The following is a 15260-nucleotide window of genomic DNA, read 5'->3' on the forward strand; positions in this document are numbered from 1 at the left end:
TTAACTTCTACTTTTACTTCAACTTCTTTTCTTGATATAGTTGAAGTAGACGAATTATTTAAATAGTTTTATTAAAGGAGGGAATACAGCTTGATACATGGGACAAGTATATATAATGATAGAATTGAACGTGTAATCAATAATATAAATAAAGTAATGATTGGTAAAGAGGATGTTGCAACACTAAGTTTAGTTGCTTTATTAGCACAGGGTCATGTGTTATTGGAGGACGTTCCTGGTGTTGGGAAAACAATGCTTGTACGTACACTTGCCAAGTCACTAGACTGTGATTTCAAAAGAATTCAGTTTACTCCGGATTTATTACCATCAGATGTAACTGGCGTTTCGATTTATAATCCGAAAGAACTAGCATTTGAATTTCGCGATGGACCAATCTTTGGGAATATTATTCTCGCAGATGAAATTAATCGTACTTCACCAAAGACACAATCATCACTTCTCGAAGCAATGGAAGAACAAAACGTGACCATTGATGGAATAACGAAACCTCTTAAGCAACCTTTCTTTGTTATGGCAACTCAAAATCCAATTGAATATGAAGGCACCTATCCATTACCAGAAGCACAGCTAGACCGATTTATTCTGAAATTGAAAATGGGCTACCCTACCTTTAGTGAAGAACTTGAAATGCTAGACCGAACCTCTAGTAATCACCCAATTGAATCAATAGAGGCAGTAATTGATAGAGATCAGTTAGTAGAAATTCAAGAAGAGGTAAAGGACGTCTATATCGATCGCAATGTACAGCAGTACATTATTAATCTTGTAACACGTACAAGAGAAAATGATGCTATCTACCTCGGAGTAAGCCCAAGAGGGTCAATTGCCTTAATGAAAGCAGCGAAGGCCTATGCTTACATATATGGAAGAGACTATGTATTGCCTGATGATGTAAAATACCTTGCACCATTTGTTTTATCGCATCGGATTATTTTAAATTCAGAGGCGAGGTATGAAGGGGTTACGAATGAGGAGACGATTGCAGCTATTGTAAAAACCACGCATATCCCGATTCGAAAGGAATTTCATTAATGAGAGGCCGGTTCAGGGTATTTGGCAATGCTGCAATAATTGCTACACTTTTTGTCGTATTATTCTCCTATGCAATGTTTCAAGGGGGATTTGTCAGTTGGTTTCTCTTTTTTAGTTTTCTTCCAATTTTCTTCTATCTTCTTGTGTTCTTATTTTATCCGATGAAGAAGTGGAATGTAACGAGAGAGGTAACGCGACCTATTATCCAAGCTGGTGACAAGATAGATGTCATGCTAAGGATAAAGCGGAATATCCCATTTCCGATTTATTATTGTATTGTTGAGGAAGTTTTTCCAGTGAGCTTAATGAAAGCTGACAGTAGTACGGAAAAATATCGCCATATGGATCACCCTGAGAAACGATTTGTAGAACGAAAAATTAAAAAGGTAGTTTTCCCCGGATTTAAACGAAGCTTAGCTTTACCCTATACAATTGAACAAGTTCCACGAGGGGAGCATCAGCTAAAAGGAATTCGTGTGAAGCTTAGTGATATATTTGGTTTTGTAAAACGAGAGCATTTATTCCATGTATCAAATGAACTGATTGCTTACCCGACCATTCGTCCTATCACGATGCAAGAGCAATATCAAAATTTTGAACAGGGCTCTGTTTCTTCTAGCTCACATCAATTAATGAATACCAACGTCGCAATTGGTGTTCGTGAATATGTGCCAGGTGATCGTTTTTCTCGAATTGATTGGAAACAAACTGCTAGACGAAATAATGTGATGACAAAGGAATTTGAACAAGAAAAAAGTACGGATATTCTACTGATTTTAGATAGTTGTCATTATGAAGGTATGAATGCATTAGCTTTTGAAGCTTCTGTAGAGCTTAGCCTTTCTTTAATGAATGTTTTTCGGAAACAGGGGAATCAAGCAGGATTGCTTTCGATTGGGGCAGAAGCGGTCTATTTCCAATCTGAACAAAATGCAGGGGCTCAAGCGCGTATCAATCATTTTTTGGCACGAATTCAGCCAAATGGAGAGCGGTCGTTTTCGATAAGTGTAAAGGAAGAAATGAAGCAAATTAAGGCGGGACAAATGGCAATTGTAATTACAACAAAGATCGATGACTTTTTTAAACAATCGATGCTACAAGTGAAGCGGCGAACGAAGCGTATTGCTGTAATATTCATTCAAGCAACTGATTTGATTTCAGAAGCGGAAAATCATGCTGTTCTGCAGCTTCGCTATGCAGGTATTGGTGTGCAAATCATGACAGAACAACAATTGGTTCATAATCCGATTGAGGTGAATATAAGATGAACAAACAGCAAAATAAAGCAGCAATCTTATATGCCACGATTCTTTACTTTTGTGGATTCTTTTTGTTCCTTGAATGGCTCTATCCATTAAAAGATATATCGGATACAAATAATATTTTTATTTTTATTATTTATACGATGTTTTGCTTTATTATTTCAGCATTGCAACTGAAATGGTGGATTGGTTTTTTATTAAAAGGATTCGGCTTGCTTTTCATTCTAAATGGTCTCTATTTTAACGTACCAATTGTAAGTGCTATGTGGATAGAGCAAGTACAAGTCGAATTTGTCTTCAACATACAGGCGTTGTTCTCACAGCAATGGTATTATTTAACACCGTTGTTCCGCAGCTTTCTATTCTTATTATTAATTTGGCTAATGAGTTATTTATTGCATTATTGGTTCGTGCAGATGAAACGGATTTTTCTGTTTGTCTTGCTGACATTCATCTATATCACGATTCTTGATACATTTACCGTATACGATGGTGCTATGTCAATTGTAAGAACTTTTATAGTTTCATTTATTGCACTTGGTATAGCTAACCTAATGAAAGAATTGAGTCAAGAGTCTATTCATTTTGCATGGGTAAAGAAATCACCAGTATGGCTCATGCCGCTAGTTGTTGTTGTGTTTATCTCCAGCCTGATTGGTTTTGCCGCACCGAAGGCAGAACCAATTTGGCCGGATCCTGTTCCATTTATTCAAAGCGCTGCTGAAAACGTTGGCAGTAATGGTAGCGGACCGGTGCAGAAAGTGGGCTATGGAGAGGATGACTCTAGACTAGGTGGATCATTTATTCAAGATGATACACCAGTGTTTTATGCCAGGACTCCAGAAAGACATTATTGGCGAATTGAAACAAAAGATGAATATACAGGGAAAGGTTGGGTGTCTTCTTCTGACTCAGAGTATGAATTACAGCCAAATGGTTCCATCGATTTAGAGACATTTTCTTCGAATGTTGAGACAGAGAGACGGGATGCTTTGGTTGAATTTCAAGAAAATGAATCGATTAATAAGCTCGTTTATCCTTATGGGATCAGTCAAGTAGAGGGGTTAGAGGGGGAAGAGGCAGTCTTTCTCGACCAACAATCAGATGCAATAGAGGCTAGAAGAAGTGGAGAGGTTACTAATTTAACAACGTATCAATTAACGTATGACCATCCGTCCTTTGAGTTGAATGAGCTGCGTGAAAGCAGTGAGCCGTACAGAGATGAACTGTTAGAACACTATACGCAATTGCCGGATACATTACCTGAGCGGGTAGTTGATTTAGCCGAGGAAATAACCAATCCACATGAAACAAGGTATGAAAAGGTAAAAGCGGTCGAACGGTATTTCGCAAGCAATGATTTTGAATACCGTACAACAGATGTCCCTGTTCCAAGGGGAGATCAAGATTATGTGGACCAATTTTTATTTGATTCCAGGATAGGCTATTGTGATAACTTCTCAACTTCGATGGTTGTTCTGCTTCGTGCTATCGATATTCCAGCAAGATGGGTGAAGGGATTTACTAGCGGCCAACTAATTGGAGGAGAGAATGCAACAGAACTGTATGAAGTGACGAATGGAAATGCCCATTCGTGGGTAGAAGTGTACTTCCCGGAAACGGGCTGGGTGCCATTTGAGCCGACACAAGGGTTCTCTAATTTATCTGATTTTCATGTGGATATTGATAATGCTAGTAATACAGACTTACCGCAAACAGAGGATGATGCATTAGAAGCTCCAGAGAGGAATGATCTCCCGGAACAGCCGGAGTCAGATGTACCAACGGATGAAGCTGCTGAGCAAGAATCTGATCAAACCGATGGAACGAATTTTACATTTAAGTGGTGGTACGCAGCAATTTTGGTGGCTTTAATCGTTATTATCGGAATCGGTATCTATAAAACAAGATTCCGTTGGCAAACAAAGGCACTAGCGGTGAAAATGAAAAACGGGCAGGATGCTAAATCTTTCCAAGAAGCCTATCATCATTTAATTAAATTGTTGCGGCATTATGGATATACAAAAGACCCTGATCAGACATTGCGTGAATTCGCAAACCGTATTGATATCCATTATTCTACAGATGAGATGGGGCAGCTAACTAGCTACTATGAGCGGCTGTTATATAAAAATGAGCTAAATGAATCACAACTAAATGAACTAACTCAATTATGGAAAAATTTAATTAAACGCATAATGGGTTGACCTGGTGTGGGTTGATTAGTAGAATAAATACATGCAAAAGTGAGGGCTTAGAAGGACAACCTCTATAAGCGTGTGTTCAATAGGAGGATAAAAAGGACCAAGAAGTTCGAGGCGGCGCAGCTTCCCGTACCGGAACGTATGCAGTTGATACGTGAGGAACGGAAAAGCAAGCCAACGAAGAAATTCGAAGTGTCATTTTTACCGGACTATTTTGGACAACCTCTAAAAATTAAAATATAATGCGTTCGTATATCCTTGACAATATGGGTCAAAAGTTTCTACCGGGGCACCGTAAATGCTCTGACTATGAAGGCAGAATCTAGATGATGTAGTTTATATCATGAACCTGGATTTCTGTCTTTTTGTAGCTATATGAGTATTTATATAGCTTGCGGAAAGTAGAAATGCAGGTTTTTTCAGCAGGAAAAATGTAAGTGTTGCAGTGTGCATGTCTGGGTTTATCGCGACTCAGCATGGTTTTATTAAACCACTTACTTAAAACCTAATGGTTACCTTATTCAATGGAGACACCTTACAGCAGATAGGAGCGGAATCAATGGAAAACAACGAAATGATACTTGTACTTGATTTTGGAAGTCAATACAATCAGCTGATTACACGTCGAATCAGAGAGTTCGGGGTGTATAGTGAACTACATTCACATAAGCTGACAGCAGAAGAAATTAAAGCAATTAACCCAAAGGGAATCATTTTATCTGGTGGACCACACAGTGTTTATGATGAAAACAGCTTCCGTTGTGATGAAGCAATATTCGACTTAGACATTCCAGTATTAGGAATTTGCTATGGCATGCAGCTTATGGCACTGCATTATAAAGGAAAAGTGGAGAAATCCAAAAACCGTGAGTATGGAAAAGCACTTATCGATCTTAACCATGATCCAATTCTTTTCAAAGATACACCAACAAAGCAAACGGTGTGGATGAGTCATGGAGACAAGGTAACAGAGGTTCCTCCTACATTCCAAATTGATGCAACAAGCCCATCAACGCCAATTGCAGCAATGAGTGATCCCGAAAACAAATTATACGGCGTACAGTTCCATCCAGAGGTTCGTCATTCAGAGTATGGAAACGATTTGTTAAATCAATTTGTATTTGATGTGTGCAAATGTAAGGGTGATTGGACAATCGAAAACTTTATTGACATGGAAGTGGAGGCAATCCAGAAAAAAGTTGGCGACCGCAATGTGCTATGTGCATTAAGTGGTGGGGTTGATTCATCTGTAGTTGCAGCGTTAATTCATAAAGCAATTGGAGATCAACTGACTTGTATTTTCGTTGATCACGGTCTACTAAGGAAAAATGAGGCAGACGATGTGATGAAAGTCTTTGCTGACGATTTCCATATGAACATTATAAAAGTAGATGCAAAAGATCGCTTCCTATCTAAATTAGCTGGTGTCGATGATCCAGAGAAAAAACGTAAAATCATCGGAAATGAATTCATCTATGTATTCGACGATGAAGCGGCAAAATTAAAGGATATGGACTTCCTTGCACAAGGTACTCTATATACGGACGTGATTGAAAGTGGTACCGAAACAGCACAAACCATTAAGTCACACCATAATGTTGGCGGACTGCCTGAGGACATGCAATTTGAATTAATTGAACCACTAAACACATTATTCAAAGATGAAGTACGTGAATTAGGTACACAGCTTGGTATTCCTGATCATATCGTATGGCGTCAACCATTCCCAGGTCCAGGCTTAGCAATCCGTGTATTAGGTGAAGTAACGGAAGAAAAGCTGGAAATCGTGCGTGAGTCCGATGCGATTTTACGTGAAGAAATAGCAAACGCAGGATTAGACCGCGATATTTGGCAGTATTTCACCGTACTACCGAATATTAAGAGTGTTGGAGTGATGGGCGATGCCCGGACATATGATCATACAATCGGTATTCGTGCCGTTACATCCATTGATGGAATGACATCTGACTGGGCACGTATCCCATGGGATGTTTTAGAAAAAATTTCAACTCGTATTGTGAATGATGTGCAGCATATTAACCGTGTTGTGTATGATGTAACGAGCAAGCCGCCCGCTACGATTGAGTGGGAGTAAAACTACAACTTAACTTGAAGAGAGAACGCCTATATATCGGTATTTATCCTAGTCTAATATGGAGAAAATAAGTTAAAAATGATATGGTTCCCTACCAAAAACCCTACCAAAAATAAAAATTGGTAGGGATTTTGGTTTTAGTATTAAATTTTGGTAGGGATATTTTTGTATGTTAAAATGACATTGAAAGAGTCGAAATATTATTTACTACACAAACGGGCCAGATTGTTTAACATCTCCTTACCACTTATTTCATTAAGTATGTACTATTGAACAAATGATCAGAAGAGGAGGCGTTGGTAATTATTAATTTTGTAATAGATATTTATAAACAAGTTTGGGATGATATGGGTTTAGAGCCAAAGGAAGATGTACATCTAAAAACACTATCCTATCGACTAGATAAAACTATGGATGAGTTTTCAAAAGAAATTCACAAAACCCTAGGCTATGGTTTAGGTGATGGCTACACTGTTGTTCTTAATGAATTTGAGGATATTATATTTGTGAGAATAGAGATTTTTGGTCGGGATACATACACTTTTATCACAAATTATCTGGAAAGTAACGGCAATGAAGTTGATTATCCAAGTATTCCCGTTAAGCAGAGTAGTGCTTTAATTCAAGTTCATAGGTTTGACGAGAGACTGTCTCAAGAACTAATTAACGAATTGTATATTAAGTTTGGGCAGCAAATAAAAATCACACATTCTGAAAGGATTTTTGAAAAAGGTGCTTCAGATTGGAGTTTAGATTTGCTTTTATGGCTAGGCAATATACCTGCTTCAATAATAGCAACTTATATATATGACTTTTTTAAAAGGAAAAAATCATATAGTTCTAATGAGGTAAACATTATTGATGATTGTGATATAGAGAATGTTTTGGGTATAGCCTCCAATATAAGTGGAGTAAACAAAAATGACTTAAGAATAATTAATTTTGATTATAATGAATACGATAAAACGATTTTTTATTTCATTACTAGTAGATATGTAGATATTAAGTTAACCCTTAATGATTCGAGTAAGGTTATCAATTGCGATGTAGATAAAAAAACTCAATTACATATTTAAATCTTGGAACAAATAATACTACTAAACAAACGAGCGCGTTTGTCTAATAAAAGTGTTCAAGAATTGGGCTATATTTAGGAGATTAAAATAAAAAATCGTAATGTAGTGTACGAAGAAAATATTTAAAAAATACTCTTCTCATTCCGAATTAGAAAAAGAAAAGTGTTTTGATTTAATATTAAATGGAGCTGAAGGGGCTCGAACCCTTGACCTTTTGTCTGCCAGACAAATATTCTCCCTGCTGAACTACAGCCCCGTTATTAAATTTATGATAGTATAATTCATAAAGCAATTACATTATATAAATTTGATTGAATTACATCAAGCTTTTATTTTAATATTAATTTTGTGATTGGATTGAATTAATTAATTCCTAAAATGATCTAACTTTCTTTCTGCAATCTCTTTTCTTACTCTAAATATAACCTTTTTCAAATATCTACCATATCTAATTGAGTGGGAGTAAAGTAAAGACATAACTTGATTTGAAGAGAGAACGCCTATTTAACAGTGTTTATATTAATCTGAAATTGACAATTTGGTATAAAATAAGATAGTTCCCTGCCAAAATCCCTGCCAAAAATAAGTTGTTAGGGATACTTTTTTAGATAAAGCGATGATAATTTCGTTGAAATTTTTGAAGTAATAGATATAGGACTATATTGAGTTGTGAAATATTGTACTTAAACGAAAGGGGCAGAATAGTTTAGGTCAAACTCTTCACGAAGTCTTAGTAAACGAGTGTTAGAATCCTCTATTAAATAATACGGTAAAACATAGCTCATTATTTATAGAGGAGCATAAGTAAGGCATCTTAGTTATCACAGTAAGATGCCTTACTAGTTAGGAAAATATCGCTGAATAGGCTAAACCGTTTTATTCTCCTCCTTTAAAGCTATAACTTCCCTTGCTACTTCTATGAAAGATAATATGATTGGTGAAAGCCACTTATCTTTATGCCATGCCATATGTGTATATACATGCAAGTCCGGAATTTGCCATGGAAGAGGAACAAGGTCACCCCGTTCAACTTCTGCTTCCACTGTGATTTCCGGAAGAAAGGCAATACCGATTCCAGAAATTGCACATTGTTTAATGGCTTCCGCATTTTGAAACTCTAAATAAGTAATATCATCAATGCCCTTTTTCTCAAATGACCGGTCAAACATGGTTCGATAGGGACAGCCCTTTTCATTAACCAGTAATACTTCTCCGTGAAAATCTTCCTGCTGCAGTACTGGTTGTTTCGCAAGTGGATGATCAGGAGCGACGAACAAGCGGAAAGTTTCTTCCAGTAACGGTTCCACTGTAAGCGCCGTTGAGAGAATGGTTTCGTCCAGCATAAAGACGATATCTGCGGTTCCCTCAAAGAGCGTTTGCTTAAGTTCCTGATTTGGAACAGAGCGGAAGATTAGACGAACTCCTGGATAGCGCGAACGAAATAGCTGGAAGACAACTGGAAGCCGATAGGCGCAAAGAACCTCATTCGCACTAATCGTTATGGTGCCGCTTGGATTTTCATTATCATGAATGGCACTACGAGCTTCGTCCAATTTGTCTAGAACGCTTTGGACATGATTTAAAAAGCGTTTACCCGCAGTTGTGAGAACGAGCTGCTTGCCCAAACGGTCAAAGAGACGAACACCAAGCTCTTCCTCCAGTGCTTTTATTTGCATTGTGACGTTGGAAGGGACGTAGTTTAGCACTTCCGCAGCACGACTGAAATTTAAAGTTGATGCAACCGTTCGGAACGTAATAAGTTGACGCAATTCCATCATGTTTCACCCTTCGATTTCAATATTATTGAATACTGCTTTGAATTTTATTCACTTTTCTTGAGACTACCACAGGTTTATACTAACAACAAGAAATACATTTTGGATTTCAATTTGAAAGGAGCAACAATACAATGGATTACGAAATTTTTGATTTGGGTGACGTTACCTTACAATCAGGAGCGACACTACCGAACGCTTTTCTTGCTTATAAGACTCATGGGAAATTGAATGAAAAGAAAGATAATGTCATTATCTACCCAACTGCTTTTGGAGACCAACATGTTCAGAATGAATGGCTGATTGGAAACGGAATGGCACTAGATCCACAGAAATATTTCATTATTGTTCCAAATCTGCTGGGAAACGGATTATCTTCGTCTCCTAGTAACACGCCTTCTCCATTCGACAAGGCTAATTTTCCGCAGGTAACCATCTATGACAATGTTAAATTCCAATATCGGCTGGTGACCGAAAAATTCGGCATTCAAAAGATTGCCCTCGTAGTTGGATGGTCAATGGGAGGCATTCAATCATTCCAATGGGGGGCAAGTTACCCCGACATGGTGGAACGAATTGCACCTTTCTGTGGAGGTGCAAAGACTTGGCCGCAAGCGTATGTGGTCCTGGACGGGATGAAAGCTGCGCTCATGGCTGCAGTTGGTTTCGATTCAAGTAAATTAAACCAGTTGACTTCTGCGGACATGCGAACCGTTGGTCGTGTCTATGCGGGATGGGGTTTATCGCAGGCGTATTACAGAGCGGAACTTTATCGTGATATGGGATTTGACTCATTAGAACATTTTGTGGCTGGCGTCTGGGAAGACAGCTTTATGAAGATGGATCCTCACAATGTCCTCGCCATGTTATGGACAGGCCAAAATGCAGATATTAGTGCAAATCCTATCTATAATGGAGATTTCGATGAGGCGCTTAAAAACATTAAAGCGCTAGCCTGCGTCATGCCAGGGAGTACGGATCTCTTCTGCACTGCAGACGAAAACGAATACGAGGCTAAGCTTATACCTAATGCTGTTTTTAATCCTATCGAATCTATCTGGGGCCATTTTGCCGGTCGCGGAATTAACAGTGTTGATAATAAATTTATTGATGACAACCTGAAAAGATTGTTGGCACTTAGTGCAAACAGATAGAGGAAAATGTCATTCCTGAAATATAGCAAAGCAGCTAGAAAGTTTTTTGCCATTTTTTCTATAACTATTCGGGCTGTTGTTGCATAAAAAAACAAGGTAAAGGACTAGTAACTAATCCTTTAAACCCTGCTTCTTTCAAATATCTGATTACAGATGGACACTAATATCAACCTGTTATCTTCTTTATTCGCATTTATATGACCAATAAAAAGAAAAATACAATAATTAAAATAATCCCTAAAGCGATTAGTAAATTGCTTAAAGGGTTTTTCCTGTAAGTTAACCCAACTAAGGAAACTAATAAACTAGCAATAGCCAAAGCGATAAAATTATTCAACGGAACTGGTAATAGTAGAATAATTCCTGCAGTGAGTATGAGAATTGTGCAATAATTTTAAGTTTTTTTCTGTAATATAAAATCCTACTCTTCAGAAATATTAAATATGATAGGATTTGGGGAAGGGAGAGGTTATACGAATATTTTACCAAAGAGATCCATTTTTGATAGGATTAGTTTCTATCATCACAATCGGGAGTATAAACTAAACCGTGTAAGTAAGAGAGCGTACGGCTCTTACATTTACTAAAACCTTTAGTAAATCGCGAAGGTTTTTATGCATGGTTATCGCGATTTACTTTTTGATTTTGATACGTCAATTGACAACTAAATTTCATCGTACAATATCTATTGTACAGGTTGAAAAACATTGAATATTGGAGTGTCAAAACAACATAATATATAGTCTATATATTGATATAACAATAAAATGGCATACGTCGATTCGTATGCCATTTAGCGTGTCATTTAACTAATTTGCACCTCAAAACGGAACCCTTTATTACTTTAGATGCTGATTTTTTAAATGCCATAAGTTATCCGTCTTGCTAAACTGGTTCCATCAAGTGATCCTTTTTGTGTCTATCTTGGTTTTGATTCTACAACATCTCCATTTTGATACACATCATAGAATCCTATCGTTCCAGTACCTCCATTATCAATATAATCCTGACTTCGTGCTTTTAATGAATAAAATAATCTTCCATCTGAGTCCTCATAAAGTACACCATTGCTGCTAAACACTAAATCATCATTATCAAGGGCAGCCTCTGCATAAGCAACCGCCGATTCTACTGTAAATAACTCTGCTTGATATTCTTCAAGTAATACAGTCCATGTATTAACACCGACAATCCCGTCTTGGGCTAACCCATTCTCAGCTTGCAACCCGCGAACCTGTTGGTCTGTGTGAGAATCAAAAATCCCATCAACTTCTGTTTCAAATCCAAAGTGATTTAACATCACTTGAATAAATTCAACTTCAAAACTTCCTTGGCTCCCCTGTTTGACGATGGGCTGTTGTTCAGGTGGCCAATTTAATATTGTTTCATATCCTGCTGGTATTTCTGATTCTGCTTGTTGAACCGATTCATTTTCCGGAGCTGCATCTACTGTTTGATTAAAATCAGGTGAACCTACAAGCGCAACCGCAACTGCGGGAACTGCCAATAACCATTTCTTCTTCAACATCATTCACTCCTTAAATAATTTGGTTGTTATTCAGATACTCCTTTTAGGGATGCATAAAACGCCTTCTTATAAACCTCTCTGTTTTTTTACATTGAGATCACCTCCTAATCTGATTCATTACCTTTCCTGGAGTAACTTTGAATGATTAGCATTCGTTTTATAACGTTCGGGCAGCTTACCGTACGTTGCTATTTTCCATATAAATTCCATGGGACCGATCTTGAAATATTGAAACCAAATGGTGCTGTATATCATTTGGATTATTAAAATTATGAAGGCAATGTTCATTAATGTTGTTTGATGCACATGACCTTTTAAATCGAATAGACTACTAGCTGTTAAAATCAGAGCGGTTTGAACGAGATAGTTCGTTAACGCCATTCTTCCAATATACTTAAGAGGTGTTAATAACTTTTGAATCATATCGTGCCGGAGCAATAGTGTTAAAGTAGTCACATAGAACGCACTTACAACGGGCGCAGAAATTGCACCAGCTAGATCGATTTGTCCATTTTCCTCCATTAATAAATATTGAATAAAAAGTACTGCAGGCAAGAGACAAAGAGATGAAATTTGCACGATACGAAATGCTTTTTGATGTGCTGTAATATTTTCAAAAACGCCCCATTGCCCCATGCATAAACCAAGTAGAAACATAGGTAAGATCATAAAATAACTTCCGCCAAGAAGTACGGCAAGGATTAATAGTATGACAGTGATAATAAAGTTAATCTTCGGTTTAATCCTGTAAAAAGGAATAAGGATGAATCCGAAAATCGCATAGGGGAGCAAAGCTTCTCCTAATTGGAAGAATTGATGGATCAATCCAAAAATGGATAATACGATCAATCTTTTTATAAACAAGGCTGTACTTTTATCACCGCGATTTACTGCTCGTGTCATGAAAATATAGAAACCAATTCCAAATAAAAAAGAAAAGATAATAAAAAATCGCTCGTGTACCGCATAATTTAAGATTTGGCACCAAAAATAGTTTGATTGAACGGAGGAAGGTAATATTATTAGTGTGATATTGGCGAATATTATGCCTAATAGAGCAAAACCTCGCAAGAAATCTAAAGTATCAATACGTTGTTTCATCATAAACTCATCCTTTACTTATTGATAAAGCTAAATCATTGTGCTCGGGTCAGAAGCTAGAGTAAATCCAAAGGCGCGGCAACGGTATGACCTTTCCTATTGATAAAGCTATGATGACGGAAAACACGGAAACCAACATCGATTTTCCTTACAACAATTTACCGAATAATAGTATGGAAATATTAATTGTTTCGTTTTCCCCAGTTGTATAAAAGCACATTGACATATTCTGTTGAATCTCTTTCTTTATATTTATCTAGTTTCCCATTTTTCCATAGATTCATAGATTCTTTAAAAAGTCCTGTCTGTACAATTAACCGTTTACCTTTCAATGCTTGATAAAAAACCTCAAACACTTGTTCATTAACAAGGTGATCGTCTTTTACCGAAGATATGGTGAGCTCAGACATCTTTTTATCGCTATCCTCTCTCACTTTGAGAACATCAACTTGTTTGTTATGAGAGCTGTCCGCCCCTTGTTTCCATAATTCAAACCAACGATCATATGTTATATAATAATTCTTATCTGTAAAATAACTTTTATTGACGACAATTAGTACATGGATACGTGGTTGATAATCATCACGGTCTTTATTGTAGATGACTTCCAATTTACTCATATAACCCTTTATCTTCTTTTTAACCTCTTTCTGTTCCATTAGTTTTTCACAAGCTTTACTATGCAATTCAACTTCATTTTCCAATTCATCAGCTAACACGTGATTAGCTATCAACGTAAGAAAAATGAACTTCTTTTGATACTTCTGTTTGATATATTCCATTTGAATTGCCAGTGCTAAAGCATCCCTTCTTGCTTTAAACCAGGAACAAATCGTCTGACAAGAATTGAGCTTATGCTGTTTCCTTTTTTTCGGCTTTTCATCACTCGCAAACATGATAATTCTATTCTTATCCATGCATATTCCTTTCTGGTTTATCGTTAAGTTAATGTGTTCGTTTGTTAATTTCTTCATCTGCACGGTTCTTGAAATATAAATCCGAGATGGACGCTGCGAAAGTCAGCAAGCTGATTCCCTTTCATTTTTGCAATATTATCATTTTCTATATAAATATCACCTTTAGAAGGGGTATCAATTGTCGCTAGTACATGAAGTAATGTTGACTTTCCAGCACCGGATGGTCCCATGATTCCTACAAATTCACCATGATCTATCGCAAAGTAAATGTCCTCCAGTGCTTTAAACGTATTCGTTCCTTTTCCAAAGACTTTCTCAACACTTTTCACCTGTAATAAGGATTCCATTATTCCTTCACCTCTTTCGTATGTTGTCTTTACTGTATCCCTCCATCCTTAAACTACAATCACATGAACCTTACAAAATCCTTAAATACGTTTTTTTATAATTCCTGTTAAGATAGAATAAATCAGATGATAATAACAAGTATGAAAAGGTGATAAACATGGAAAAACCACGCATACTATCGTTGACGATAAACAAGACTTATGCTAATTAATGAAAACAAGCTTAACAAAGTAAGGGTTTTTTGAAATCGAAATGGCAGGTACCATAGAAGCAGGATGGAAAAGATTTCAAGGTTTCGAATTCGTACCCTGGAGCTCTGAGTTGAACATATTTTTAACATCTTACCTCTTGTTAGAGATGGTTTAACTACTTGGTCTGGAAATGAACGTATGATTCGTGTAGGGGAAAAACTAGTTGAAAATGGAAGCTTGTATTAGGAAAGTTCGCTACTACGAAGGTAATTATTATGATTCAATTCGTATGGGGATTTTACGGGAAGTAGGAACAAGGGTTGAAATGCAACTTTTGTTTTTTAGATATGATATTGTGAAGTATTGTACTTCAACTATAGGGTCTTTTTTTACCTGAAATGTCCCATAAAAAACCTTGCTTTTCTACAAAGTTAATTTGCTCACTGTTAGGTAGGTATGGATCTCTAATATATAATTCTTTTGATAGCAATAAATCCTTTGATATCTCGTATAATTCCATTGTCTCTGATAGACATTCTTTATAGAAGGCAGTGAA

The 15260-nt window shown here is 36.9% G+C and carries 10 protein-coding genes, 1 tRNA gene, 2 pseudogenes and 1 riboswitch; of the genes and pseudogenes, 7 read left to right on the forward strand and 6 right to left on the reverse strand.

The genetic code is table 11. From position 1 onward, the window contains the following. Positions 1-90 precede the first annotated feature (90 nt). The 5 genes from NST46_RS11265 (at position 91) to NST46_RS11285 (ending at position 7690) form a co-directional block, all read left to right on the forward strand. Complete coding sequence (locus NST46_RS11265) at positions 91-1053, forward strand: AAA family ATPase (protein ID WP_095312422.1); 963 nt, start codon at positions 91-93, stop codon at positions 1051-1053. Beyond that, positions 1053-2321 (forward strand): DUF58 domain-containing protein, encoded by a 1269-nt coding sequence (locus NST46_RS11270; protein ID WP_341137204.1) that lies wholly within the window; start codon positions 1053-1055, stop codon positions 2319-2321. The genes NST46_RS11265 and NST46_RS11270 overlap by 1 nt, the downstream gene beginning before the upstream one ends. After that, a complete protein-coding gene (locus tag NST46_RS11275; protein WP_341137205.1) occupies positions 2318-4522 on the forward strand; it encodes a transglutaminase TgpA family protein in 2205 nt (734 codons plus the stop codon). Before NST46_RS11270 ends, NST46_RS11275 begins: the two co-directional genes overlap by 4 nt. Positions 4523-4747: 225 nt before the next feature. After that, positions 4748-4849: riboswitch (purine riboswitch) on the forward strand. A gap of 229 nt (positions 4850-5078) precedes the next feature. Beyond that, positions 5079-6614 (forward strand): glutamine-hydrolyzing GMP synthase, encoded by a 1536-nt coding sequence (gene guaA / locus NST46_RS11280; protein WP_118889936.1) that lies wholly within the window; start codon positions 5079-5081, stop codon positions 6612-6614. Positions 6615-6910: 296 nt separating this feature from the next. After that, on the forward strand, positions 6911-7690 hold the full coding sequence (locus NST46_RS11285) for a hypothetical protein (protein WP_341137206.1): 780 nt from the start codon (positions 6911-6913) through the stop codon (positions 7688-7690). A gap of 183 nt (positions 7691-7873) precedes the next feature. On the opposite strand, the gene NST46_RS11290 is transcribed toward NST46_RS11285, so the two are convergent. Then, positions 7874-7946: transfer RNA gene (locus NST46_RS11290), tRNA-Ala, on the reverse strand. A gap of 610 nt (positions 7947-8556) precedes the next feature. Then, a complete protein-coding gene (locus tag NST46_RS11295) occupies positions 8557-9465 on the reverse strand; it encodes a LysR family transcriptional regulator (protein WP_341137207.1) in 909 nt (302 codons plus the stop codon). A 134-nt stretch (positions 9466-9599) separates the two neighbouring features. On the opposite strand from NST46_RS11295, the gene NST46_RS11300 reads away from it, so the two are divergent. Continuing rightward, a complete protein-coding gene (locus NST46_RS11300; protein WP_341137208.1) occupies positions 9600-10619 on the forward strand; it encodes an alpha/beta fold hydrolase in 1020 nt (339 codons plus the stop codon). A 919-nt stretch (positions 10620-11538) separates the two neighbouring features. On the opposite strand, the gene NST46_RS11305 is transcribed toward NST46_RS11300, so the two are convergent. The 4 genes and pseudogenes from NST46_RS11305 to NST46_RS11320 form a co-directional block, all read right to left on the reverse strand. Next, positions 11539-12144 carry a peptidoglycan-binding domain-containing protein gene (locus tag NST46_RS11305; protein ID WP_303447794.1) on the reverse strand — a complete coding sequence of 202 codons (606 nt, stop codon included), beginning with the start codon at positions 12142-12144 and terminating at the stop codon, positions 11539-11541. Positions 12145-12264: 120 nt separating this feature from the next. Then, positions 12265-13248: a DUF418 domain-containing protein gene (locus NST46_RS11310; RefSeq protein WP_341137209.1), complete on the reverse strand. Its 984-nt coding sequence runs from the start codon at positions 13246-13248 to the stop codon at positions 12265-12267. 182 nt (positions 13249-13430) lie between these two features. Then, a complete protein-coding gene (locus NST46_RS11315) occupies positions 13431-14222 on the reverse strand; it encodes a protein rep (RefSeq protein WP_341137210.1) in 792 nt (263 codons plus the stop codon). An 8-nt stretch (positions 14223-14230) separates the two neighbouring features. Then, positions 14231-14512: pseudogene (locus tag NST46_RS11320) on the reverse strand (ATP-binding cassette domain-containing protein); the annotation flags it as partial. 333 nt (positions 14513-14845) lie between these two features. Between NST46_RS11320 and NST46_RS11325 the strand changes: the two are divergent. After that, positions 14846-15101 (forward strand): annotated as a pseudogene (locus NST46_RS11325) (GNAT family N-acetyltransferase); the annotation flags it as partial. Between the last annotated feature and the right edge of the window lie 159 nt (positions 15102-15260).

The sequence above is a fragment of the Oceanobacillus sp. FSL W7-1309 genome (assembly GCF_038002145.1).
Taxonomy (GTDB): domain Bacteria; phylum Bacillota; class Bacilli; order Bacillales; family Amphibacillaceae; genus Oceanobacillus; species Oceanobacillus profundus.